Raw genomic sequence first — 21,724 nt, 5'->3', positions numbered from 1 at the left:
TCGCGCAGGGCATCCGCAGCGGCAGTTGGATCGACGGCAGCCTCGGCGTCGTGAGCGCCGGCCTCGACGCGCTCGCCTTCGTCTCCGACCCGGTCGGCGCCCTGCTCCAGTACGGAATCGCCTGGCTCATCGAACACGTCAAGCCGCTCAGCGAGGCGCTCGACTGGCTCGCCGGCGACCCGGCGCAGATCACCGCACACGCCCAGACCTGGCGCAACGTCGCCACCTCGCTCCGCGAGGACGCAGCCGAGCTGACCCGCGCCGTCCGCGACGACGTCGCCGGCTGGGGCGGCAGCGCCGGCCCCGCCTACCGCGCCTGGACCGCCGAACAACACCAGGCCATCACCGGCCTCGCCCAAGGCGCCGACACCATGGCCGCCATCACCGAAGGCGCCGCCGGCCTGGTCGCCGCCGTCCGGCTCCTGGTCCGCGACGCGATCGCCACCTGCGTCTCCCGCCTCATCACGTACGCGGGCGAACTCGTCTTCACCGGCGGACTCGCCACACCGCTGGTGGTGGAACAGGTGACGACGCTTGTGGCGTCGTGGGGGGCGCGGATCGCGCGGATGCTTCGTGCACTGCTGGCCAGCCTGCGACGGTTGATCCCGGAGGTACGCCGGCTCGGCGACCTCATCGACAAGCTCAAGCAGGCGCTGGGACGACTGGGGAAAGCAGAATCGCCACCGAGTCGGAACACGCCCGAACCTGAGCCGCCCCGCGAGCCGCCAAAGCCTGCGGTGACGGAGCAGCAGCGGATCCACGATCTCGGCATGGATCCGGCGACCGGGAGGTTCCGTCCGGGCGAGGCAGAGACAGCGGTCCGGCTAGAGCAGGAGATGTGCGTGATACTCCATCGCGCTTCCCCGGCCTCCTCTGCCGACTGGGTGGACGAGTCCGGACGGACCTACGATGCGGTGGGCAACTTCCCGGCGCAGTTCTTTGACCGTCAGTGGCCCCAGCTGCAGTATCAGATCGAACGACACTTGGACAAAGCTGACCTGGTGCCGGTGGACGTGTCGCAGTTCATCCCGGAGCAGGTTGCCCGGATCGAACAGTTCATCGCGGATCGAAACCTCGGTCCGCGAGTATTCATCGTGGGGAAATGATGGCTGGCCTTATCGTGCTGAAACCCGGCGTCGACTGGACTTCATCGGGAGGGCTGTTCGACTGGACGCTGGAGTTCTTGATTGCCCGTCTCTCCGACCGGCAGACCGCTGACCGCTTGCAGGAAATCGTCGACAACAACCTCGGATCGTTGTGGGTCGACGACCTGCCCCCGGCAGCACAGCTGGAAATGGTCAGCCATTGGCGGAACGACCTGGTGACCACCGGCGAACGGCAACTGCCCGAGACCGAGCACAAGGTCGACGTCATCCGCCATCTCCAGGAGCTCGTGGACGCGACCTACTCAGCCGGGTTCCCCTGACGCCACCGTCGACCCGGTCGCCACCCGGTCCGGAGTCGGCACACTCCTGCACTACCCGTTCGGCCCGTACTCCAGAGGCCGCGTCGGCGGATAGCCTTACACTCACCAACTTCGATGTCCCGGTCTCGACTCGGCGCGGAGCACGTGCACTGTGGACGGTGACGGAAGGAGACTCCATGCGCGGACGCAGATGGGCGACGCTGGCGGTGGCGGCGACGCTCGCAATCGGTGGACTCGTCGGAACCGGCGCCGCCGCGGCGGCAGCCGACCCGCAGGGCGGCACACTCCGCGGCGTCTACTCCGATGGACAGTTCTGCAACAGCTACGGCAGCGAGGGTGCCCGCACCGGCCAGTGGAGCTGGTACTACTGCGAGTACCGCCAGTACGGTCCCAACGCACCCGGGTTCTACTTCCTCTGGACCTTCACGTACTGAGCGTTGGTTCCGCCGCCGGCCCCGCTCGGCCGGCGGCGGCTCCCCTCATCTGCGTAGGCGGCGGGAGCATTCGCCGTCGTGGCCGTCGCGCAGGAGGCAGCGCCGGCCGCCGGGCAGCCGCAGGTCGCAGAAGACCCGGTGGCGCAGGAACTGCTGATCCTCCTCCGAGACGGTGATCTCCCCCGGGTCGGCCATCGGCAGCACCAGCATCCATCGACCGATGACCCGAGCCAGGCGTTGCGCGGCGGGCAGGTCGGTGGCGACGACGGGCAGGTGGATGACGTACCGCTGGCTCACTGGGCCTCGTCCCGCTCGTTGCGGGCACGGGCCTGATCAGTCTGCCAGCGACGCAGCCCGGCCTTGATCCGGACGGTCTCGCGGCGACTTTCGGCGAGAGCGGCGTAGACGGCGGCCATGTCGGCGGCGACCCGGTCAAGGAAGGCGTACACGTCGTCGGGGTTCAGACCGCGACGTCCGAGCCCGGCCGGCGTGAAGCGGCGCTCACGCACCTGCCACGGCAAGAGACCGGTGTACGCGCCGGAGCGATCGGTCCCACCACCGCTCGCCGCTCTGGGTCGCTCGTTTCTGGCGTTCATGTCTGCCTGCCTTCCTGACGCGGAGGGGCGAGGGTGTTCGGGGAGCACGGCGGCCGTTCGGGGGGACCGGCCGGCCGCCGTGCTGTGATCAGCCTGCGACAGTCCGCATCGGAAATGCAACGTTCAATACCGCGATTTCCCCGTTGTGCATTGACTTTCTTTGCTGAAACCCGTAGGAGTTGCAGGAACAGGTAACGCAGTGTTGCGTGTTGGAACCAGGGAGTGTGCGGATGCCCGACGACATTGGATCGACCGTGCCGCGCCGGCAACTCGGCCGGCTGCTACGCCAGTTCCGCAACGAGGCCGGGGTGACACTCGATGCCGCCGCCGAAGCGCTCGAATACAGCCGGCAAAAGATCTGGCGTCTCGAATGCGGCCAGGGCTCGGTGCGGGTGCTCGACGTCAAGGCGATGTGCGAGCTGTACGGGGTGTCGTCCGAGATGACCGAGGCGATGCGCGGACTGGCCGCCGAGACGAAGTCGAAGGGCTGGTGGCACGCGCACGGCGATGCGGTGCCGAACTGGTTCGAGCTGTACGTCGGCCTGGAATCCGCCGCCGCCCACCTCCGTGAGTATGGCGAGAACTTGATCCCCGGGCTCCTCCAGACCCGCGCCTACGCGCTCGGCCTCTTCCGGCCCACGAGCCGGCTGAGCATTGAGGAGCGCGAGCGGGCGGTAGAGGTGCGGCTGAAACGTCAGAGTCTGCTCACGCGCCGACTTCCACAGCCGCCGCGTCTGGACGCCGTTCTCTCCGAAGCGGTGCTTCGTCGTGTCGTGGGCGGCCCTGCCGTGATGGCTGAACAGCTCGCTCGCTTGCTCGAAGCATCGGAGCTGCCGAACGTCTCCGTCCGCATTGCGCCGCTCGCGGCAGGGCCACAGCCCGGTGCGGTCGCAGGCTCCTTCGTGCTGCTGGACTTCCCGGCCACGAAGGGCGGCCGGGCCGTCCCGGAACCGTCGGTCGTCTACAGCGAGTCACTGACCGGGGCGCTCTACCTGGACAAGCCCGACGAGCTGCGGGCCTATGAAGACGTCTGGAAGGGTCTGGATGCACTCGCACTCGATCAGGCAGACTCAAGGGACATGATCAAGCAGATCATCGGGGAGATGCGGCATGACTGACCTGACCGACGCTATCTGGCACAAGAGCACCCGCAGCGGCGACAACGGCGGCAACTGCGTCGAGGTCGCCACCAACATCCCCGACATCGTCGCCGTCCGCGACTCCAAGGATCCGGCCGGACCGGCTCTCACCTTCCACCCAACCGCTTGGTCCGCCTTCGTCGGCAGCACCCGTGAGAACGCGCTGATCCGCTGAACTCAGATGCAGACGCGCCGGCGCTAATGACCGTCGCGGTGCAGAGCCACTGATTGTCGCCATCGGGACCGGTCCCATGCCAATTGCCTCTGCGGGAATTGCGGATCGAGGATCGCGATTAGTCACGGCTGTCCAAAAAGTCGGCGAATACTTGTCGAACATGCGACCTCGGGAATTCGGGCCGGATAGACGACAGCGTGCTTCTTCGCCCACCGGGCTAACCTCCTCTCGTCCGTCCAATAAGGCAGCGAGCCCGGAGGTGCATGTCATGTTCATCGTGGCGACCCAGGACCCGAATACCCGCCGTCAATCGGAAGGGGCCGAATCGGGCGCCGCCGCATGGGGTGCACTTCTGCCCATCGACGCCGGACTCACGCAGGCCGAGGCGGATCGGCAGTTGGCCACCTACCTGGCTGGGGTGCAGGCAGGGGAGCCGCTGTGCATCCGCGCCCACGGCAACGACGAGGAGATCGGTGACGCCGAGGCAGGTGCCAAGGACTGGGGGTGGACCTACAAGAAGCTGGCCCGGATCCTGGCAACCCACCTGACCGCCACCCCGAGCGTGGTCCTGATCCGGTCGTGCGCCGAGAAGGTGACCAACTTTCCCACTCGGATGGCGGTCCGCCTGGAGTCGGACTGGCCGGGCGCGAACCACCTCGACGGAGTGGCCATCTACGGCTACAACCTGTCTGTCAACATCAGCACGCCTGTCCCCTCGCCTGAGCAGCTGACCAAGAACGTCCAGGTCCAACCGGTCGTCGTCTCGTTGTGACCGGCGAGCATCGCGCCATTGGTGTCGGCATCGCATACCAACCGGGACTTCTGCGATGCTGCCCACCATGAAGGACCTGACGAGTCATGTACGGGCGTTCGCCGAGGAGCGCGACTGGCAGCAGTTTCACACGCCGAAGAACCTAGCTATGGCGCTCGCCGGTGAGGTCGGCGAATTGATCGCTGAATTCCAGTGGCTCACACCTGAACAGGCCGCAGCCGTCATGACCGACCAGGAGGCGGGAGCGCGGGTCAAAGCCGAGATCGGCGACGTCATGATCTATCTGACCCGGCTCGCCGACGTCCTCGGCATCGACTTGGTCGAGGCGGCTTCGAGCAAGCTCGAGGAAGTGGCTCGTCGCTACCCGATCGACCAGGCTCGCGGGTCGGCGGCGAAGCGGTAACCGCAGGCAGCACCACCATGGCGCTGAGTTGATCTCTTCGCTACAGTCCATCACGTAGGAGCGCGTCACGACGGGCTTCCGGCGGCTGCCGGACACGCCCCCCATGCGCACGATCACTTCGTGCTGCCCGGGGGCAAGTGTTGTCAGCGTTCCGTACGTCCGCCGATGGTCTGCTGCGGCTGGTCGGCAGCGGCACAATCGCGGACCGGATCGTCGAGCAGATCGGCCGCAACGTGAGCCCGGCGGAACGCCGTTCCTGGTCGCAAAGCCTTGAGGTGCTGGGTCAGGATCTGACCGACGCAGGGCTGGGCCAAGTCGAGATGCTTGTCGAGTACCAGCTACCGCTGACCAGCAAGCGGGTCGACGTGGTGCTCGCCGGTGTGGATCCGAGGACGTCCGACGACTCCTACGTGGTCGTTGAGCTGAAGCAGTGGTCCTACGCCGAGTCCTACGAGGGTTCCGACACCCTCGTGGCGATCGAACACGCGCATGGCCCGCGGCTGCATCCCGGAGTCCAGGTCGAGCAGTACTGCGAATACCTCACGGATTTCCTCGGCGTCCTCGCCGGGCGTCCCCACCCGGTACACGGTGTCGCGTACCTACACAATGCGGTCGACCGCGACATCAGTGACCTGTTCGACCGCCCGGTGACCGAGCAGAGCCGCATCTTCACGAAGCAGCGGCGTGGCCAGTTCCTCGACTACCTGCGCAGCCGCCTGGCTCCGGCATCAGGCGCAGGCGCCGCCGACCGTTTCCTGACCAGCGCGGTACGACCCAGCCGCCATCTCCTCAGGTATGCCGCGCAGGAGCTGAAGGACCGATCACACTTCACCCTGCTGGATGAGCAGCGTGTGGCGTACGAGTTGGTCTTACACGCCGTTGAGCGGGCACGATCGGCGGACCGCAAGTCGGTAGTGGTCGTCGCCGGTGGACCGGGCAGCGGCAAGAGCGTGATCGCGCTGTCGGTGCTCGGTGAGTTGGCGCGCCAGAACCGCTCCGTCATGCACGCGACGGGCTCGCGGTCGTTCACCCAGACCTTGCGCCGGTACGCCGGCAAGGGGTCGACCCGGCTGAAAAACCTTTTCGGCTACTTCAACAGCTTCATGTCCGCCGAACGCAACGGGCTGGACGTGCTGATCTGCGACGAGGCGCACCGCATCCGCGAGACCTCTGTCAACAGGTTCACGCCGAAGGCCAAGCGGGAGAAGTCTCGTCCACAGATCGACGAACTGATCGCCGCCGCCCGGGTGCCGGTGTTCCTGCTCGACGAGCACCAGGTCGTGAAGCCGGGTGAGCTCGGCAATGTCGAGGTCATCTCGTCCCACGCGAGGCAGCTCGACCTGGAAATCGAAGTCGTGTCGCTCCACAGCCAGTTCCGCTGCGGAGGCAGCGAGACGTACGAGCAATGGGTTGTCGACCTGCTCGGCCTCGGCGGCGATGAGCCGTCGGTCTGGACCGGCGACGGCAGGGTCGACCTGCGTCTCGCCGAGTCGCCGGAGGAGATGGAAGCCTTCCTCGCCCGCAAACAGGCGTCCGGGGTCACTGCCAGGATGTCCGCCGGGTACTGCTGGCCGTGGAGCGATCCGCGTCCGGACGACAGCCTGGTGTCCGACGTCCAGATCGGCGCGTGGTCGCGGCCGTGGAACGTCAAGAGCGACCGCAGCGTCGGAGACGCGCCGGGCAGCGCGTTCTGGGCCACCGACCCGAACGGGTTCGGCCAGGTGGGTTGCGTCTACACGGCGCAGGGCTTCGAGTACGACTGGTCCGGTGTCATCATCGGGCCGGACCTGGTAGCCAGGGACGGTCAGCTGGTGACCCGACGCGAGGAGTCGAAGGATCCAGCGTTTCGCAGTCGCAAGTCGGTCAGTGACACCGAAGCGGACCTGCTGATTCGCAACACCTACAAAGTCCTCCTCACCCGTGGAATGAAGGGCACGATCGTCTACTCGACCGATCACGAGACGCGGGAGTACCTCGCCTCGATGGTCAAGGTGGTCCGGCCAGTCGAGACGGTCTACGAGACGGCGGTCGGAGACGACCTCGGCTGACCACGGGTGGACTCGCGGCAGCCCGGACACGCACGAAAAGGATTCGCCGCTCGGCGGTCGAACTCGTCAGGAGACGTCTGGGCGAGCAGGCCAGCGCGACAGCTCCAGTGGCTTATGGTGATAAACCGGACGCCTGGTGGGTGAGCGTCCGGTCGCAGCTCGCGCGCCGTTTCAGCCGAAGGGTGGACCGATGACTGAGCACGCCCGCGACGTCGACGACTGCTGAGATGGACTGGGCCGGATGGGCGTTGTTCGGGTTGGTCGCCACCGCGGCGCTCACCGCGGCGATGATCACCGCTCAACTGGCCGGCCTCACCCGGCTCGATCTTCCTCTGGTGCTCGGGACCTTCGTCACCGCCGATCCCGACCGGGCTCGGGTCGTCGGGTTCTTCCTGCACCTGTGCGCCGGTCAGGGGTTCGCCCTCGGGTACGCGGGCACGTTCGCGCTGTTGTACCGCGCCACCTGGTGGATCGGAGCGCTGCTCGGGATCGTGCACGTCAGCATCGCCCTGACGGTGCTGCTGCCGCTGCTTCCTGGTGTCCACCCCCGCATGGCGTCGCAGCGGGCGGGACCGGCCAGCACGGCGGTGTTGGAGCCACCCGGGCTGTTCGCCCTCAACTACGGCGTCCAGACTCCCCTGGTCACGGCCGTCGTCCACGTCGTCTACGGGGTCGCTCTCGGGGTACTCCTGCAGGCCCGGTGACCCGGCGCTCGTCGCGGGAGCGATCGCCGTGACCGGTGAGCGACCGATCAGTGACTACGGGCTGCTCGGCGACACGCGTACCGCCGCCCTGGTCGCCAGTGACGGCGCGATGGACTGGCTCTGCGTGCCGCGCTTCGACGGTGAGCCCCTGTTCGGCAGGCTGGTCGGAGGCCCGGACGCCGGAACGTTCCGGATCGGCCCGGCGCGGTCGGCCACGGTCCTCGAACGGCGGTACCGGCCGCACACCGCCACCCTGGAGACCACCTGGGCGGTGGGCGGCGGCCGGCTCTGCCTCACCGAGGCGATGGTGGCCGAGGTCAGCGGTCGCCTGCTGCCCACGACGCTGGTCGTGCGCCGGCTGTCGGCCGAGGGGGCGGCGGTCGACGCGGTGGTGGAGTTCGATCCCCGCCTGGGCGTCCGGCACCGCCGGCCCCGCGTCCAGCACCGGCGTCAGACCCTGGTGTGTGAGTGGGGTGCGCTGGCGGTCGCGCTGGACAGCACGCCCTCGTTCCGGATCGAACCGGGCCGACCCACTCCCCTCACGGTCCGGCCGGGTCGTCCGGTCACCCTCGTGCTGGCCGTGGCCCACCGTGAGCCGATCGTCCACGTCGAGCCGACGGCCGCCTGGGACCTGCTCGTCGCGGACGAGGCCCGCTGGCGCGCCTGGACCGCGGAGATCGACGAGCGGGTGCCCTTCCGGGAGCACGTCGTACGAAGTCTGCTCACCATGCGGCTGCTCACCTACTCGCCCTCGGGCGCGCCGGTGGCCGCGCCCACCACGTCCCTGCCCGAGGACCCGGGTGGGGTACGCAACTGGGACTACCGCTACGTCTGGCCCCGGGACGCCAGCATCGGTGTCAGCGCCTTCCTCAGCGTCGGCAAGGCCGACGAGGCACAGGGCTTCCTCGCCTGGCTGTTGCACGCCAGCCGGCTGCAACGACCACGCCTGCCGGCGCTGCTCACCCTGCACGGCCGGCGCGTACCAGCGGAACGGGAACTCCCCTCATGGCCCGGCTACCTCGACAGCCGGCCGGTACGCGTGGGCAATGCCGCCGCCGGCCAGCACCAGCTCGACGGCTACGGCTGGGTGATCGACGCCGCCTGGGCGTTCGCTCAGGCCGGACACCGCCTCCATGCCGAGACGTGGCGGGCGGTGCGCGGTTTCGCCGACGTGGTCTCCCGATGTTGGCCGGAGCCCGATGCCGGTATCTGGGAGGTACGCGAGCCCGCCCAACACGTCCATTCCAAGCTCATGGGCTGGCTCGCCCTGGACCGTGCCCTGGCCATCGCCGACACGCATCCCCTGCCGGACGGTCAACGTCGACGCTGGCAGCGATCCCGGGACGCCATCGCCGCCGAGGTCCGGACGCGTGGCTTCGACCCGACGACGGGCAGCTACGTTCGCACGTACGGCTCCCGGGACCTCGACGCGGCTCTGCTCGTCCTGCCGCTGCTCGGTATCGACCGGACCGGCTCACCGCGGATACGCGGCACCATCGACGCCATCGGGGACCGGCTGTCGGCCGGCGGTCCACTGCTCTACCGCTACCCGCCTGGGCGGGACGGCCTCCCCGGCACCGAGGGCGCGTTCCTGCCCTGCTCGTTCTGGCTCGTGCAGGCCCTGGCCCGCACCGGGCGTCGGCGCGAGGCCGTCGAGCTGTTCGAGGCCATGGTCGACCACGCGAGTCCCCTCGGCCTGTACGCCGAAGAGGTGGACCCGGCGACGGGCGCCCACCTCGGCAACTACCCCCAGACGCTGACCCACGCCGCGCTCGTCCAGGCCGCGCTCGCCATCCGCGACGCCCCCGTTGGTGATCCCGGCCCGGTCTGAGGGGAGTTGCACGGCCAACGCCCCCGCACCCCGTGATACTGGGCCGGTGGAGAGTGCCCGCCCCCGCCTGCTGCTGGTCGAGGACGACCGTGCGCTGACCGCGCTGCTCACCGACCTACTCACCGACGAGGGGTACGAGGTCGACCTGGCCGCTGACGGGCAGAGCGGCCTGCACCAGGCGTTGGCCCGCGACTACCAGCTCATGGTCATCGACCGGGGGTTGCCGGTGCTGGATGGCCTCGGCCTGGTCACCGCGCTGCGCGGACGCGGTGTGACCGCCCCGGTGCTGATGCTCACCGCCCGCGGCGCCCTCGACGACCGGGTGGAAGGGCTCGACGCCGGCGCGGAGGACTACCTGGTCAAGCCGTTTGAGGTACCGGAGCTGCTGGCCCGGCTGCGCGCACTGCGCCGCCGCCACCAGGACGTGGCGAGCCGACTGCCACTGGGTCCACGGCGCTGGTTGGACGTGGGTAACCGGCGGGTGTTCGACGACGGTCAGGAGATCCCGTTGTCCGCCCGCGAGTTCGCCGTGCTGCGGGCGCTCGCCGGCCGGCCCCTGAAGGTCTTCACCCGGGCGGAGCTGCTCAGCACCGCCTTCACCCATGCCGACGCCCCCGGCAGCGTCGACGCCTGCGTCCATCACCTGCGCCGCAAGCTCGGTCGGGGCGCGATCCGTACGGTCCACGGGCTCGGCTACCGCATGGGTACGGGCTGACAGCGTGAACGAGGCCCGGCTGACTCGTGCGCGTCGACGCAGCGTGGCCCAGACCGCGGGGGCGATCGGCGTCGTGCTGCTGCTGGTCGGCGCGTTGATGTTCGTCCTCACCAGCCGCCAGGAGTCCCGGGCGCTGAATTCCGAGCTGGGTCAGGTACTCGCCATGGCCGAGGACGTGGACGACCCACCGCCCGGCCAGGTCCTCGCCCAACGGACAGCCGGGACCGACGCGGTCGAGGTGACCCCGAGCGCGTCGCCGGAACTGGTGCGCGTTCTCGACGACGCGCTGCGGCGGCAACCGGGGCGGTTCGACACCGACGCGGGCGACGACCACCCGGTCCGTGTGCTGGTCGCTCATCGGCCCGACGGCAGCCGCTGGGCGGTCGCCGCCGACCTCGCGCCCCTGCGCGAGCGGCAGGGGCAGCTCGGCGTCGCGCTGCTCGTCGCCGAACTGGCCGGTCTGGCCGGAGCGTTGGCGGCCGCCGCTCTGCTCGCCCGCCGAGCCGTCGCTCCCCTGGCCACCGCGCTGACCCTGCAACGCCGCTTCGTCGCCGACGCCTCGCACGAGCTGCGCACCCCGCTCACCGTGCTGCACACCCGGGCGCAGATGATCGCCCGTCGCGCCCGGGCCCAACCGGTGGAGCAGCTCACCGACCAACTCGACCAGCTTGTCGCGGACACCCGGGCGCTCGGTGAGGTCGTCGACGATCTGCTGGTGTCGGCTGCGGCCGAGCAGAAGCCGCCCCCGGACACCGTCGTCGACCTGGCCGAGGTGGCTCGTGAGGTGGTGGCGAGCATGTCGGCGTACGCGCGGGAACGGGACGTCGAGCTGCGCGTCGAGGTCGAGGCGACGGCGCCGGTGCGGGGCGCTCACGTGGCCCTGCGGCGGGCGCTGACCGCTCTGGTGGACAACGCTCTGGGCCACGTGAGCGCGGGCGGGCACGTGCGGGTGCGGGTGCGTCACCGACCGGGGTGCGTCGCCGCCGAGGTCGTCGATGACGGGGTCGGCCTGGACCCGGCGGAGGCGGATCGACTCTTCGAACGCTTCGCGCATGGCACCGCCGGGACGGGTCGTCGGTTCGGGTTGGGCCTCGCGCTGGCGCAGCAGGTGGCGCAGGCGCACCGGGGCTCGCTCGAGGTGACCGGCGCCCACGGCCGGGGCGCCACGTTCACGCTGCTGCTACCCCTGGCCTGACCTGTCGGGTGCGAATTCGGCCCCGCAAGGACTTCGCAAGAATTCGGCTATAACGTCCCGCGCAGTGACATCCCGAGCGCCGAGGAGATCCTGTGCCTGACACCGTCAATGGCCTGCCGCTGCACCCCCTGGTGGTGCACGTCGTGGTGGTCCTGCTGCCGCTGGCCGCGATCGGCGTCGCCGCGCTGGCCGTCAAACCGTCGTGGCGCGGCCGGTACGGCACGCTCGTCGTCGTGATCGCCGCGCTGGCCACACTCGCTGTGCCGCTCGCCTCCTCCAGCGGTGAGGACCTTGAGCACCGGGTCGGTGACCCGGGGGTGCACGCCCAGCTCGGAGACACGTTGATCTGGTTCGCGATACCGCTGCTCGTCGCCGCCGTGGCGCTGGTCTGGCTGCACCGCCGCACGTCGCGGCCGGCGGAGAACCGGACCGGCACCGCGGGGAAGGTCACCGTGGTCGTCGCCGCGCTGGCCGTGGTCGTGGCCGCCGCGAACCTGGTGCAGGTCTACCGGGTGGGCGACTCCGGGGCGAAGGCGGTCTGGGGCAACACCCCGGCCGCGTCCGCCGGGCACGGCGACGACGACTGAGATTAGCCGGTGCCTGGGCTGCCCAGCCGACGGTGACGCGCCAGTCGTGCGAGTAGGGTCCCGATCATGACGATTCCGCACCTGAGCGCTGCCGACGGCACGACCCTGCCGGCGATCGGGCTCGGCACGTACCAGTTGAACGGCTCGGCGGGCGTCGACGCGATCGGGCACGCGATCCGGGCGGGCTACCGGCTACTCGACTCGGCGGTCAACTACGAGAACGAGGGCGCGGTCGGTCGGGCCGCGCGGGACGCGGGCGACGTCCGCGACGAACTGATCGTCACCTCGAAGCTGCCGGGGCGGCACCACGGCCACGACGCGGCGCTGGCCGCGATCGAGGAGAGCGTGTTCCGCACCGGCCTCGACCGGATCGACCTGTACCTGATCCACTGGCCGAACCCGAAGGCCGACAGGTACGTGCAGGCGTGGCGGGCGCTGATCGAGGCGCGTGAGCGGGGTCTGGTGCGGCACATCGGGCTCTCCAACTTCCTGCCGGAGCACATCGACCGACTGGTGGCCGAGACCGGCGTCGCGCCGGTGGTCAACCAGATCGAGGTGCACCCGTACTTCCCGCAGCAGGAAGCGCTGGACTACCACCGGGAGCAGGGCATCCTGGTGCAGGGGTGGAGCCCGCTGGGCCACGGCAACGACCTGCGACAGCACCCGGTCATCGCCGAGATCGCGGCCGCGCACGGCGTCAGCACCGCGCAGACGATCCTGGCCTGGCACGTGGCCCGCCAGGTGATTCCGCTGCCCAAGGCCGCGTCGCCGCAGCGGCAGATCGAGAACCTGGACGTCTTCGACGTCACGCTCACCACCGACCAGGTCGAGGCCATCACCGCGCTGGGCCGCCCCGACGGGCGGCTGTCAGATCAGGACCCCGCGGTGTACGAGGAGTTCTGACCGACCCGCCACGCCGAACTGTCATCGCGCCGGGAGAGCATGTGTCGTGCTCGACGGACTTGACGACATCGACTGGGCGCGGCTGGGCCACGCCTACGGGGCGGCCGACGACGTGCCCGGCCAGCTGCGCGCCCTGCTCTCCCCCGATGCGACCACCCGGGACGAGGCCCTGGGTGAGCTCTACGGCAACGTGTTCCACCAGGGCAACCGGTTCGAGGCGAGCGCCTACGCGGTGCCGTTCCTGCTGGAGATGCTCAGCGATCCGGCCACCCCGGACCCGGCGTCGGTACTCGGGCTGTTGAGCGCCCTCGCCGTCGGGTACGACGAGGGTGTTCTACCCGACGGCTTCCCGGTGGCCGAGTACCGCCGGGCCGCCGAGGGCGGGCGCGCGCTGCTCGCGGCCAAGCCGCCGCCGTGGACCGGCAGCGACGAGACCCAGAAGGAGTACGTCGAGTACCTCTACCTCGAGTCACTGTCGACGACGGATCAGGGCCGACTGTGGGCGTACGTCGCGCTGGCGGCCTACGACGCGGTGCGCGTCGGGGTCCCCGTGTTCCGCGACCTGCTGGGTCACTCCGATCCGGATGTGCGCCTGGTCGCGGCGTACCTTCTCGCCTGGTTTCCCGAGGAGGCCGACGGCAGCATGTCCGCGCTGGCCCGCGCCCTCGACGCCGCCTCGGGCGTCGCGGCGACGCCCGGCGAGGTGGCCACCATGCTGGTGTCCTCGGGGCTGCTCGGTACCGTGCCGGACGCCCGGCGGCTGACCGATGCGCGCCCGCTGGTCCGCTGGGCCGCCGCGATCGGTCGGACCCGGGTCCTCGGCGCGGCGGCCGACCCGGTGACCGTCGCGGAGCTGGTGGGCTGGGCGTCGGCGGCTTCCGGCGAGGCTCCGGCCGCGCCAGCAGAGGGTGAGTGGGTGCCGTTCCTCGGTGGCGATCTCGGCGGTTACGCGGCGCTCGCCCTGCGCCAGCTCGGTCCGCGGCACGCCGACCACGCGTTCGACGCGCTGCTCGAACGGTTGCCGACCGTCAGCGGCGAACGGTCGTTGACGGCGTTGGGCGCGGCGCTCCCGCTCGCGTTCCCAAACGGCCCGGCGACGGCAGGAACGGCGGCGGACGCCCTCACACCCCGCCAACGTCGGCTCGCGGAGACGCTGAGCCGGTCGGCCGAGCCATGGCTGATCGACGGTCAGAATTTCGGCAACGTCACCGAGCTGGTCTGCGGCTACGGCCTCCCGGGAACGCGGGAGGAGATGCGCGCCTACCTCGCCCGCACTCCGTAGCGGGGCGTCGAGGTCACCCGATTTATCGCTACCGTGGGTGACCTCGGTGGGGGCAGGCACCCGGCCGAGCGTGATGACTGTGTGGCATCAAGATGCCGCTGAGGCATCACGCTCGCCGGGGCACCCGGGCCCCACCGCGGGCCGGGCCCCACCGCGGGCCGGGCCCCACCGCGGGCATCCGGCCCCCACCGCCGGGCACAAGCCGCCCACCGCGCCGACGCTGTCGGCCACCGCGCCCAGGTCGCCCACCGCCGGCTGCGGCGCGCGCCACCCGGGCCGAGAACGGCCCGGGTAACGCCGACACCAGCTAGACGAGCCCGCCCAGGGCCGGGTCGCTGATGCTGTCCTTGCCGTTCTCGATGTGGCCCGCGCAGCGGTACGTGAAGTCGGGGTCACCCGCGACGGCGACCGTCAGGTCGTACCAGCCGTGCGTGCGGGCCAGCTGCCAGGTGGCGCGCTCGGTGTGACCGGGGCGCAGCGACAGCGTGACCGCCCGCGAGTGGTACCCGTCCCGAACGGTCACCTCGACCCGCTTCGGCCCACGGTTGGTGAGCGTGAGCTCGATCTTGTCGCCCCGCTCGTCGAAGGCGGGCGTGATGTCGAGATCCGAGCGACCGGCGGCGAACCGACGGAAGAAGCCGTTCGGTCCGTGCACCGACAGGTCGTACCCGGAGGAGACCTGCCAGGTGTCGGCCAGGCGCTTGCCCGGCTCGACCGTGTAGCTGCGCGGCACGGCCGTGCTGCCGGCCTGACGGACCTGGAAGACCGCTCCCGCGCCGCCGGTGTTGCGGAACTCGATCCGGAACTCGCCGTCGCCCCGCCGTCCGTCGGCGTGCAGGGCGTACGGGATCGCCCGCGCCGGGCGCACGCCGCGCTCCTGCTTGGGTAGCCGCCCCTCGGCCGGCGGCACCGGCACTTCGTCGGGGTGCCGGACCAGGTCGGCGGGCTTGAAGTCATCGGTGTCCGGCAGCTTCACGTCGCGCGAGCGGTTCGGGTGCCGGAAGTCGAAGGCCGTGGTCAGGTCACCGACGACGGCACGCCGCCACGGGGTGATGTTCTTCTCGACCAGGTCCGGCCGGCCGTGCCCGAACCGCGTCTCCAGGAACTTGATCAGCGAGGTGTGGTCGAAGACCTGCGAGTTGACATAGCCGCCCCGGGTCCACGGCGACACGATGATCATGGGTACGCGGATGCCGAGGCCGTAGGGGCCCGCCGGGTGGTCGGCGTCGCCGGGGAAGATCTCGTTGGTGGTCGGCACGGTCGACTGCCCGTGCTCGCGCGTCTGCGGAGGTGTCGGCGGGACCACGTGGTCGAAGAAGCCGCCCTCCTCGTCGTACGTGATGAAGAGCGCCATCTTGCTCCACACCTCGGGGTGCGAGGCGAGGATGTCGATGACCTGCGAGACGTACCAGGAGCCGTAGGCCGGTTCCCAGTTCGGGTGCTCGGTGTACGCCTCGGGCGCGGTGATCCAGGAGACCTGCGGCAGGCGTCCCGCCTCGACGTCGGCCCGGAAGTCGGCCAGCAGCGCCTCGGGGTCGCGGCCCTGGGTACGGATCTCGGTGCCGGTCTTCGCGCGGTCCGCCAGCGGCGTGCCGGGCTGCGCGTTCTGGTACTGGTGGAAGTAGAGCAGCGAGTTGTCGCCGTAGTTGCCGATGTACGGGTCGTTCGTCCAACCCCAGGAGCCGGCGGCGTTGAGCCCGGTGCCGACGTCCTGGTAGATCTTCCAGGAGATGCCGTTGCGCTCCAGTCGCTCCGGGTACGTCGACCAGTCGTAGCCGGCCTCGGCGTTGGTGATGACCGGGCCACCGCCCTTGCCGTCGTTGCCGACCCAGCCACTCCACATGTGGTAGCGGTTCGGGTCGGTCGGCCCGATCAGCGAGCAGTGGTAGCTGTCGCAGACGGTGAACGCGTCCGCGAGCGCGTAGTGGTAGGGCAGGTCCTGCCGGGTGTGGTACGTCATCGACGTGACGCCCTTGTTCGGCACCCACCCGTCGAACCGGCCGTCGTTCCAGGCGGCGTGCCCGTCGTTCCAGCCGTGCGGCGGGTCCGGCAGGAAGGTCTGGCCGAGGTCCTTCACCTCGGGGCGGAACGGCAGCAGCTCGTCGGCGCCGTCGGGCTGGTGCCACACGTCCTTGCCCGACGGCAGGGTCACCGGATGCGGGTCGCCGAAGCCACGCACACCGCGCATGGTGCCGAAGTAGTGGTCGAAGGACCGGTTCTCCTGCATCAGGATGATCACGTGCTCGACGTCCTCGATCGAGCCGGTCCGGTTGTTCGCCGGGATGGCGAGCGCCTTGCTGAGGTCCAGCGGGAGCGCCGCGCCGATCGCGGGAACTCCCATCGCCTTGAGGAACGTACGCCGATCCACCGTGCCCATAACTCCGCCTTTGTGTGCTCTGGTCGAGAAACTGGCGACCGGACGGTATCGGGGGCGGGTTGACGGCAGATGACCATAATTGGACCGGACGGGAGCCCTCCGACGTACCGTGAGATCGTGCCGACGAGAGACGTACTCACCAAGGCTGACCTCGCCGAACTGCGCCGCTCGGCGCTCGGTGCGGCCGACCCGCTCGGTGTCGCGGCCGACCTCGCCGAGGCAGTCGAGCAGGGCCGGTTGGAGGATCCGGACGATGCCGGGGACGCCCTGACGCTCGCCGCCGAGATCGCCCGGATCCGGGCCCGGACCGACGCGGCCCTGCGGTACGCGGATCAGGCGCTGGCGGCGTACCCCTCGGTCGACGACCCCCGGGCGGGCGTGGCCCGCGCGCTGCGGGCCCGGGTGATGTTCCAGGCCGGCGGCCGGGACGACGAGGCGATGGCCGAGCTGACCGCGCTGCGTCCGTTGCTGCTCACGCAGCCCGACGTGCCGGCCTACCTGAGCGCGGCGCTGGACGCGGCCGGTCGGTCGTCGACCGCCGAGACGTGGCTGAGCGAGGCGGTCGGCACACTGCTCGCCGAGCGCGACACCACGGCGGACCCGGAGGTCGGTCCGCCGGACGCCCCCGGTGTGCTGTTCCTGCTGCTGCAACAGCGCCACCGGGTACGCCGCAACCTCAACCTGACGCACGACCGGCAGGACGATCTGGCCGACCGGCTGGAGAACCAGCTCGTCCGCCAGGTCTCGGAACGCCAGGGCGGCGCGTCGGATCTGCTGCTCTGGCCCCGCGACGAGTTCGACGAGCTGCTCGCCGCCCACCCCGAGCTGACCGACGTGTACGGGCCGGACTGGGACGCGCACCGGGCCCGACTGGAGAAGGAGTTGGTACGGCTGACCGGCGCCGGCCGGACCGGGCTGGGCGTGTACCGGGCGACGGTGGCCGGCCTGGACGCGTTCGCCCGTGGACGCGACGGCGACCCGACCGACGCGGCGATCCGGGCCGGCTACGCGGCCGAGGTGTCGGCGCGGCCCGCCGCCCGCGTGCCCTGGCCACCCGAGCGCAACGACGCCTGCTGGTGCGGATCGGGCCTGAAGTACAAGAAGGACTGCCTGCCGCGCTCACGGAGCTGAGTGGTGGCTCCGCGTACGCGACTCTGGGCACGCCCGATCGGTACCGATAGCCTCCATGCCGCGGATCATCGAGATCCGCCATGGCCGGAGGAGTCGCCGAATGTTCGAAGAGTTCCAGGGCATCCCCGCCCACCCGCTCGTGCTGCACGCCGCGGTCGTGTTCGTGCCGCTGCTGGCGCTCCTCGCGATCGGCTACGCGCTCGTCGCGCCGATCCGGCCGCACACGCGCTGGGTGCTGGCGCTGCTCGCGGTGGGCGCGCCCATCTGCGCGCTGCTGGCGAAGCTCACCGGGGACGCCTTCTTCGAGCGGTTGCGCTCGGCGAACCGGGTGACGCCGGAGTTCGTCCCGAAGCTGGAGGCGCACCAGGATTTCGGGGACATGACCCTGTACGCGACGATCGCGCTGGGAATCGTGGCGCTGGCCCTGGTCCGCTTCGTCCCGCCGCGCGCCGTCGAGGGCGTACCCGCCAACCGGGCGGTGACCGTGGCGTTGCAGGTGCTGTCGGTGGTGGCCGCCGCCGTCGCCGTGTACTACGTGGTCCGTACCGGCGACTCCGGCGCGAAGGCGGTCTGGGAGGGTCAGTGACGGCGGTGGTGTCGGCCCGGCCGTAGCCGAGCCGACACCACGTCACCCGTCAGCCGGCGTGGTACGCCCGGATGACGGTCTGCTCGATGCCGCTACCGCCGTTGCCGGCGGCCTTCACCCGCAGCGAGACGGCCTGCCCGGAGGCGACCTTCGGCAGGTCGAACCGGTAGTTGTCACCGCTTCCGGTGACCCGGGCCGACTTCCAGGTGACGCCGTCGTCAGTCGACGTCCACACCTGCATCGACGTCACCTTCTGCGCCTTGACGCCGTACGCCTGCCGGACGGTCAGTTCCGCCGGACCGCCGACGGTGTGGTTGTCGTGGTCCATCGGCAGCGCGTAGTCGACCGCGAGCAGCGGCAACGGCACGCGGCCGGTCCCGACCGGCCCGGCGGACCGGAACGTCCAGGACGTGTTGACCTTGGTGGAGATCGGCAGGATGAGGCTGGTGTCGACGTCGAAGGTCAGCCGGTAGTCGGCCATCGACTGCGGCACCGTGAAGTCGGCGATCGGCCGGTCGCTCTGCTCGACCAGCTTGCCGTTGCGATACAGCGACAGCGTGCGCTTCACCCCGATCGCCTCACCCTGCAGGCAGTCGGCGCGCTGGTGCTGGTCGGTCAGCGTCACCATGTCCAGGTGCAGGTTGCCCTGGGTCCGCGACGGCGGGCTGGCGCAGCTCCAGCCGTCACCGGCCGGGTCGTCGTACCAGTCGGAGTGCAGCGGCTGCCGCGCCCAGACCTTGGACTGCTGGCTGCCCGGCCGGTACTGGCGCGGCGCCTCCATGGCCCCCAGTCCGCCGTAGACACCCTGGTCGGCCCAGACGATCTCCGGTGACAGGTACGACGTCCGGTTCGGCGGCATGACGCCCTCGAAGGTCTGGGTCACCGGCACCCCGTCGACAGTCTCACCAAAGCGGACGAACGTGGTGTACATCTCCGGTGAGTCGGTCTGGTGGAACCGCTCGTCGATGCGGGCCAGCCGGGCCTGCTCCGCCCTGGTCACTCGGAACGACGGGTCGGCGGGCACGCCGGCGGTGTACTCGTGCACGATGTTGTAGCGGTACGGCTTCGCGGTACCGGCCGGCGAGTCCATGTTGACGGCCGCCCAGGTGCGCCGCGATCCGATGGTGGGCTTCGGGACCGCCACGCTGCGGATCGCCGTCGCCACACCGAACCCGCTGATCTGGTGCCACCACGGCAGGCCGTTCACCGCGGTCTGGAAGGTGGTGAGGTCGGTCCGGGTGGTCCGGGTGGCCGCCCCGTCGACGGTCGCCGTGACCGGCCGGGCCTGCGCCGGGTCGAGGGTCACGCTCCGGTCGGCGCGCATGTCCAGGTCACCTGCGGCGGTGAGGGTGCTCTCCTGCACGTCGCTGTCGACGTAGTAGGCGATCGACGCGCCGAGCACCGAGTACCGTCCGGCCGGCACCCGCAGGGTGAACGTGTCCCCCGGAGTGCCACCGGCTCCGCCGTAGAACAGCAGCGGGTCGGTGAGGTTGGCGACCATGAGGTTGATCCAGGCGTCCGCGCCCTCCCGCAGGCCGGGCATCGGCTTGGTGTGGATCGTCAGGTCGTAGCTGGGCTGCTCGACGTAGAAGCTCACCGGAGTGGAGGCGACCACGTTGCGGCCGGTGCGGGCGGTGACGGTGGCCAGGTAGAGGCCCGGCCGGCTGGCCAGCGCCGCGCGGTTGATCCGCAGCGTCGCCGCCCCCGTCGCGCCCCGCTTGAGGGTCACCCGGCTCGTCGACAGCGACGCCGCGGCGCGCGGCACGCTCTGGCCGTCGTGGTTGACGATCGACACGTCGAGGTCGAGGACCGTCGTGGCCGGGGCGGACCCGCCGGTCCAGCTCAGCTTCGTCTCGCTGGTCCCGGCCTGCGGGTACGCGAACGTGCCGAGGTTGATCACCGGCTGGTCGCTGTTCGGGCCGCCGAGGGCACGGGCCGCGTTGAGGCGGCCGGCTCCGATGGCGTACGGGTCGATGCCGGTCAGCGGGTCGGACGCGCCGACCAGGGCGGCCTTGATCTTCTCGCCGGTCCAGTCGGGGTGCCGCTGGGCGAGCAGCGCGGCGGCGCCGGCGACGTGCGGCGTCGCCATCGAGGTGCCGCTGAGCGACTCGTAGTACCTGTCGATCGGGTCCTGCAGGTTGGTGCCGGCGGCACGGGCCGCGACGATGTCGACGCCCGGCGCGACCAGCTCCGGCTTGGCCGCGTGGTTGTTGATCAGCGGTCCCCGGCTGGAGAAGTCGGCGAGCTTGTCGTCGCGGTCGACGGCCCCGACGGTGAGCGCGGTGGTGGCCGACCCGGGCGAGGAGATCTGCGCGCCGCTGTTGCCGGCCGCGATGACGAACAGCGTGCCGGTCTGCCGGCTCAGGGCGTCGACGGCGAGCGAGAGCGGGTCGCTGCCGTCGTCGGCCTGGCTGCCGCCGAGGCTCATGTTGATGACGTCGGCCCGGGTGGCCGCCCACTCCATGCCGAGGATGATGCCGGAGTCCTCGCCGGAGCCGTGGTCGTCGAGCACCTTGCCGATCACGAGCTGGGCGTCCGGTGCGACGCCACGACGCTGACCGTGAGAGGCCGCGCCGGTGCCGGCGATGGTCGAGGCGACGTGCGTACCGTGGCCGTTGTGGTCGACGGCGTCACCGCCCTCGGCGGTGAAGTCGGCCCGCTCGACGACCCGCCCGGCCAGGTCCGGGTGGCTGAAGTCGGCGCCGGTGTCGAGCACCGCGACCCGGGCGCCCTTGCCGGTGTAGCCGGCCTTCCAGGCGTCGGGCGCGTCGATCTGGGTCAGGTTGCGGTCCAGGCCGGCGGGCTTCGCGGCGGCGGGCAGGGCGGTGGCGCGGACCTTGCGGTCCAACCAGACCTTCTTCGCGCCGGCCAGCAGCGAGTTGGTGGCGAGCTTCGCGGTGGCCGGGCTCTTCTTGGGTACGTGGCCGGCCACGGCGCCGATGCTGGAGAGCGTCTGCACGTCGGCGAGCGCGGCCACCCGGGCGGAGGCGGTGGCGGGCTGCACGATGACCGGCAGCTGGGTGGTGCTCTCGTCGTCGTACCCGTCGGCGATCAGGGCGGTGACGTCGAACAGGTCGGGGTCGAGGACCGAGCCGATCTGGGACGCGACGCGGGCGGGGACGACGTGCAGGTGCCCGTCGGGGCCGCAGCTCTGGTCGATCACCGCGTTCTCGTCGACCGGCCGGATCGTGACCTGCGGGCAGCCCGAGCCGGTGCTGAGGACGGTCACCACGTCGCCGGTCAGCAGGGTGACGGTGTGCGTCTTGCCGTCGGTCGAGGCGGCGGGTGCGCCGGACCGTTCGATGCCGCCGGCTGTGGCCGAGCCGCCCGGTAGGGCGGTCAGCGTCGTGGCTGAGACGGCGACCGCCATCAGCAACCGGGTTCTCCTGAGCATTTTGCTCCTCGTCTAATGTGGACGAA

General features: G+C 70.5%; 21 protein-coding genes. 17 read left to right on the top strand and 4 right to left on the bottom strand.

The genetic code is table 11. The features are described 5' to 3' along the window. Positions 1 to 50 precede the first annotated feature (50 nt). From AB0B55_RS01420 to AB0B55_RS01410, 3 genes are all read left to right on the top strand, one after another. Positions 51 to 1,106 (top strand): WXG100 family type VII secretion target, encoded by a 1,056-nt coding sequence (locus AB0B55_RS01420; RefSeq protein ID WP_357169352.1) that lies wholly within the window; start codon positions 51 to 53, stop codon positions 1,104 to 1,106. Next, positions 1,103 to 1,426 (top strand): hypothetical protein, encoded by a 324-nt coding sequence (locus AB0B55_RS01415; protein ID WP_357169349.1) that lies wholly within the window; start codon positions 1,103 to 1,105, stop codon positions 1,424 to 1,426. The genes AB0B55_RS01420 and AB0B55_RS01415 overlap by 4 nt, the downstream gene beginning before the upstream one ends. Before the next feature lie 176 nt (positions 1,427 to 1,602). Beyond that, entirely contained in the window at positions 1,603 to 1,860 is a 258-nt protein-coding gene (locus AB0B55_RS01410; protein ID WP_357133142.1) for a hypothetical protein, read from the top strand. A gap of 45 nt (positions 1,861 to 1,905) precedes the next feature. On the opposite strand, the gene AB0B55_RS01405 is transcribed toward AB0B55_RS01410, so the two are convergent. Together AB0B55_RS01405 and AB0B55_RS01400 are read right to left on the bottom strand one after the other, a co-directional pair. Further along, positions 1,906 to 2,157: a hypothetical protein gene (locus AB0B55_RS01405; RefSeq protein WP_357133140.1), complete on the bottom strand. Its 252-nt coding sequence runs from the start codon at positions 2,155 to 2,157 to the stop codon at positions 1,906 to 1,908. Further along, positions 2,154 to 2,456 (bottom strand): DivIVA domain-containing protein, encoded by a 303-nt coding sequence (locus AB0B55_RS01400; RefSeq protein WP_357133138.1) that lies wholly within the window; start codon positions 2,454 to 2,456, stop codon positions 2,154 to 2,156. The genes AB0B55_RS01405 and AB0B55_RS01400 overlap by 4 nt, the downstream gene beginning before the upstream one ends. Before the next feature lie 230 nt (positions 2,457 to 2,686). On the opposite strand from AB0B55_RS01400, the gene AB0B55_RS01395 reads away from it, so the two are divergent. The 12 genes from AB0B55_RS01395 (at position 2,687) to AB0B55_RS01340 (ending at position 14,210) form a co-directional block, all read left to right on the top strand. Then, a complete protein-coding gene (locus AB0B55_RS01395; protein ID WP_357169346.1) occupies positions 2,687 to 3,574 on the top strand; it encodes a helix-turn-helix transcriptional regulator in 888 nt (295 codons plus the stop codon). Then, positions 3,567 to 3,770 carry a DUF397 domain-containing protein gene (locus AB0B55_RS01390; RefSeq protein ID WP_357169343.1) on the top strand — a complete coding sequence of 68 codons (204 nt, stop codon included), beginning with the start codon at positions 3,567 to 3,569 and terminating at the stop codon, positions 3,768 to 3,770. Before AB0B55_RS01395 ends, AB0B55_RS01390 begins: the two co-directional genes overlap by 8 nt. A 268-nt stretch (positions 3,771 to 4,038) precedes the next feature. Continuing rightward, positions 4,039 to 4,542, top strand: a complete 504-nt coding sequence (locus AB0B55_RS01385; RefSeq protein WP_357169340.1) for a hypothetical protein — start codon at positions 4,039 to 4,041, stop codon at positions 4,540 to 4,542. Between the two features lie 67 nt (positions 4,543 to 4,609). Next, positions 4,610 to 4,945 carry a nucleotide pyrophosphohydrolase gene (locus tag AB0B55_RS01380; protein ID WP_357169337.1) on the top strand — a complete coding sequence of 112 codons (336 nt, stop codon included), beginning with the start codon at positions 4,610 to 4,612 and terminating at the stop codon, positions 4,943 to 4,945. A 140-nt stretch (positions 4,946 to 5,085) separates the two neighbouring features. Then, positions 5,086 to 6,993 carry a DUF2075 domain-containing protein gene (locus tag AB0B55_RS01375; RefSeq protein WP_357169334.1) on the top strand — a complete coding sequence of 636 codons (1,908 nt, stop codon included), beginning with the start codon at positions 5,086 to 5,088 and terminating at the stop codon, positions 6,991 to 6,993. 227 nt (positions 6,994 to 7,220) lie between these two features. After that, positions 7,221 to 7,697: a hypothetical protein gene (locus tag AB0B55_RS01370; protein WP_357133072.1), complete on the top strand. Its 477-nt coding sequence runs from the start codon at positions 7,221 to 7,223 to the stop codon at positions 7,695 to 7,697. Between the two features lie 28 nt (positions 7,698 to 7,725). Then, the gene (locus AB0B55_RS01365; protein ID WP_357169331.1) at positions 7,726 to 9,528 is read left to right on the top strand and encodes a glycoside hydrolase family 15 protein; all 1,803 of its coding nucleotides are present in this window, start codon (positions 7,726 to 7,728) and stop codon (positions 9,526 to 9,528) included. A 46-nt stretch (positions 9,529 to 9,574) separates the two neighbouring features. Continuing rightward, positions 9,575 to 10,243 (top strand): response regulator transcription factor, encoded by a 669-nt coding sequence (locus AB0B55_RS01360; protein WP_357133068.1) that lies wholly within the window; start codon positions 9,575 to 9,577, stop codon positions 10,241 to 10,243. A gap of 4 nt (positions 10,244 to 10,247) precedes the next feature. Further along, entirely contained in the window at positions 10,248 to 11,438 is a 1,191-nt protein-coding gene (locus AB0B55_RS01355; protein WP_357169328.1) for a HAMP domain-containing sensor histidine kinase, read from the top strand. A 92-nt stretch (positions 11,439 to 11,530) separates the two neighbouring features. Next, positions 11,531 to 12,025 carry a DUF2231 domain-containing protein gene (locus tag AB0B55_RS01350; protein ID WP_357133064.1) on the top strand — a complete coding sequence of 165 codons (495 nt, stop codon included), beginning with the start codon at positions 11,531 to 11,533 and terminating at the stop codon, positions 12,023 to 12,025. Positions 12,026 to 12,091: 66 nt separating this feature from the next. After that, positions 12,092 to 12,928, top strand: a complete 837-nt coding sequence (locus tag AB0B55_RS01345) for an aldo/keto reductase (protein WP_357133062.1) — start codon at positions 12,092 to 12,094, stop codon at positions 12,926 to 12,928. Between the two features lie 46 nt (positions 12,929 to 12,974). After that, on the top strand, positions 12,975 to 14,210 hold the full coding sequence (locus AB0B55_RS01340; protein WP_357169325.1) for a hypothetical protein: 1,236 nt from the start codon (positions 12,975 to 12,977) through the stop codon (positions 14,208 to 14,210). A gap of 307 nt (positions 14,211 to 14,517) precedes the next feature. On the opposite strand, the gene AB0B55_RS01335 is transcribed toward AB0B55_RS01340, so the two are convergent. Further along, positions 14,518 to 16,587 carry a phosphocholine-specific phospholipase C gene (locus AB0B55_RS01335; protein WP_357169322.1) on the bottom strand — a complete coding sequence of 690 codons (2,070 nt, stop codon included), beginning with the start codon at positions 16,585 to 16,587 and terminating at the stop codon, positions 14,518 to 14,520. 117 nt (positions 16,588 to 16,704) lie between these two features. Here AB0B55_RS01335 and AB0B55_RS01330 point away from each other — a divergent pair, with 117 nt between their 5' ends. Together AB0B55_RS01330 and AB0B55_RS01325 are read left to right on the top strand one after the other, a co-directional pair. Then, complete coding sequence (locus AB0B55_RS01330; RefSeq protein ID WP_357133056.1) at positions 16,705 to 17,718, top strand: SEC-C domain-containing protein; 1,014 nt, start codon at positions 16,705 to 16,707, stop codon at positions 17,716 to 17,718. A 100-nt stretch (positions 17,719 to 17,818) separates the two neighbouring features. Next, the gene (locus tag AB0B55_RS01325) at positions 17,819 to 18,304 is read left to right on the top strand and encodes a DUF2231 domain-containing protein (protein ID WP_357133054.1); all 486 of its coding nucleotides are present in this window, start codon (positions 17,819 to 17,821) and stop codon (positions 18,302 to 18,304) included. A 49-nt stretch (positions 18,305 to 18,353) separates the two neighbouring features. Here the strand turns inward: AB0B55_RS01325 and AB0B55_RS01320 are convergent, their stop codons facing one another. Next, the gene (locus AB0B55_RS01320) at positions 18,354 to 21,698 is read right to left on the bottom strand and encodes a S8 family peptidase (RefSeq protein WP_357169319.1); all 3,345 of its coding nucleotides are present in this window, start codon (positions 21,696 to 21,698) and stop codon (positions 18,354 to 18,356) included. Positions 21,699 to 21,724 lie beyond the last annotated feature (26 nt).

Source organism: Micromonospora sp. NPDC049107 (genome assembly GCF_040648595.1).
In the GTDB taxonomy this organism is placed as follows: domain Bacteria; phylum Actinomycetota; class Actinomycetes; order Mycobacteriales; family Micromonosporaceae; genus Micromonospora.
This window is presented reverse-complemented; position numbering and strand designations above follow the sequence as displayed.

Excerpts from the sequence above, each read along its gene's own strand:
- AB0B55_RS01415 (WP_357169349.1), top strand. The coding sequence starts at position 1,103 with ATGATGGCTGGCCTTATCGTGCTGAAACCCGGCGTCGACTGGACTTCA.
- AB0B55_RS01410 (WP_357133142.1), top strand. The coding sequence starts at position 1,603 with ATGCGCGGACGCAGATGGGCGACGCTGGCGGTGGCGGCGACGCTCGCA.
- AB0B55_RS01400 (WP_357133138.1), bottom strand. The coding sequence starts at position 2,456 with ATGAACGCCAGAAACGAGCGACCCAGAGCGGCGAGCGGTGGTGGGACC.
- AB0B55_RS01395 (WP_357169346.1), top strand. The coding sequence starts at position 2,687 with ATGCCCGACGACATTGGATCGACCGTGCCGCGCCGGCAACTCGGCCGG.
- AB0B55_RS01390 (WP_357169343.1), top strand. The coding sequence starts at position 3,567 with ATGACTGACCTGACCGACGCTATCTGGCACAAGAGCACCCGCAGCGGC.
- AB0B55_RS01385 (WP_357169340.1), top strand. The coding sequence starts at position 4,039 with ATGTTCATCGTGGCGACCCAGGACCCGAATACCCGCCGTCAATCGGAA.
- AB0B55_RS01380 (WP_357169337.1), top strand. The coding sequence starts at position 4,610 with ATGAAGGACCTGACGAGTCATGTACGGGCGTTCGCCGAGGAGCGCGAC.
- AB0B55_RS01370 (WP_357133072.1), top strand. The coding sequence starts at position 7,221 with ATGGACTGGGCCGGATGGGCGTTGTTCGGGTTGGTCGCCACCGCGGCG.
- AB0B55_RS01345 (WP_357133062.1), top strand. The coding sequence starts at position 12,092 with ATGACGATTCCGCACCTGAGCGCTGCCGACGGCACGACCCTGCCGGCG.
- AB0B55_RS01335 (WP_357169322.1), bottom strand. The coding sequence starts at position 16,587 with ATGGGCACGGTGGATCGGCGTACGTTCCTCAAGGCGATGGGAGTTCCC.
- AB0B55_RS01325 (WP_357133054.1), top strand. The coding sequence starts at position 17,819 with ATGTTCGAAGAGTTCCAGGGCATCCCCGCCCACCCGCTCGTGCTGCAC.
- AB0B55_RS01320 (WP_357169319.1), bottom strand. The coding sequence starts at position 21,698 with ATGCTCAGGAGAACCCGGTTGCTGATGGCGGTCGCCGTCTCAGCCACG.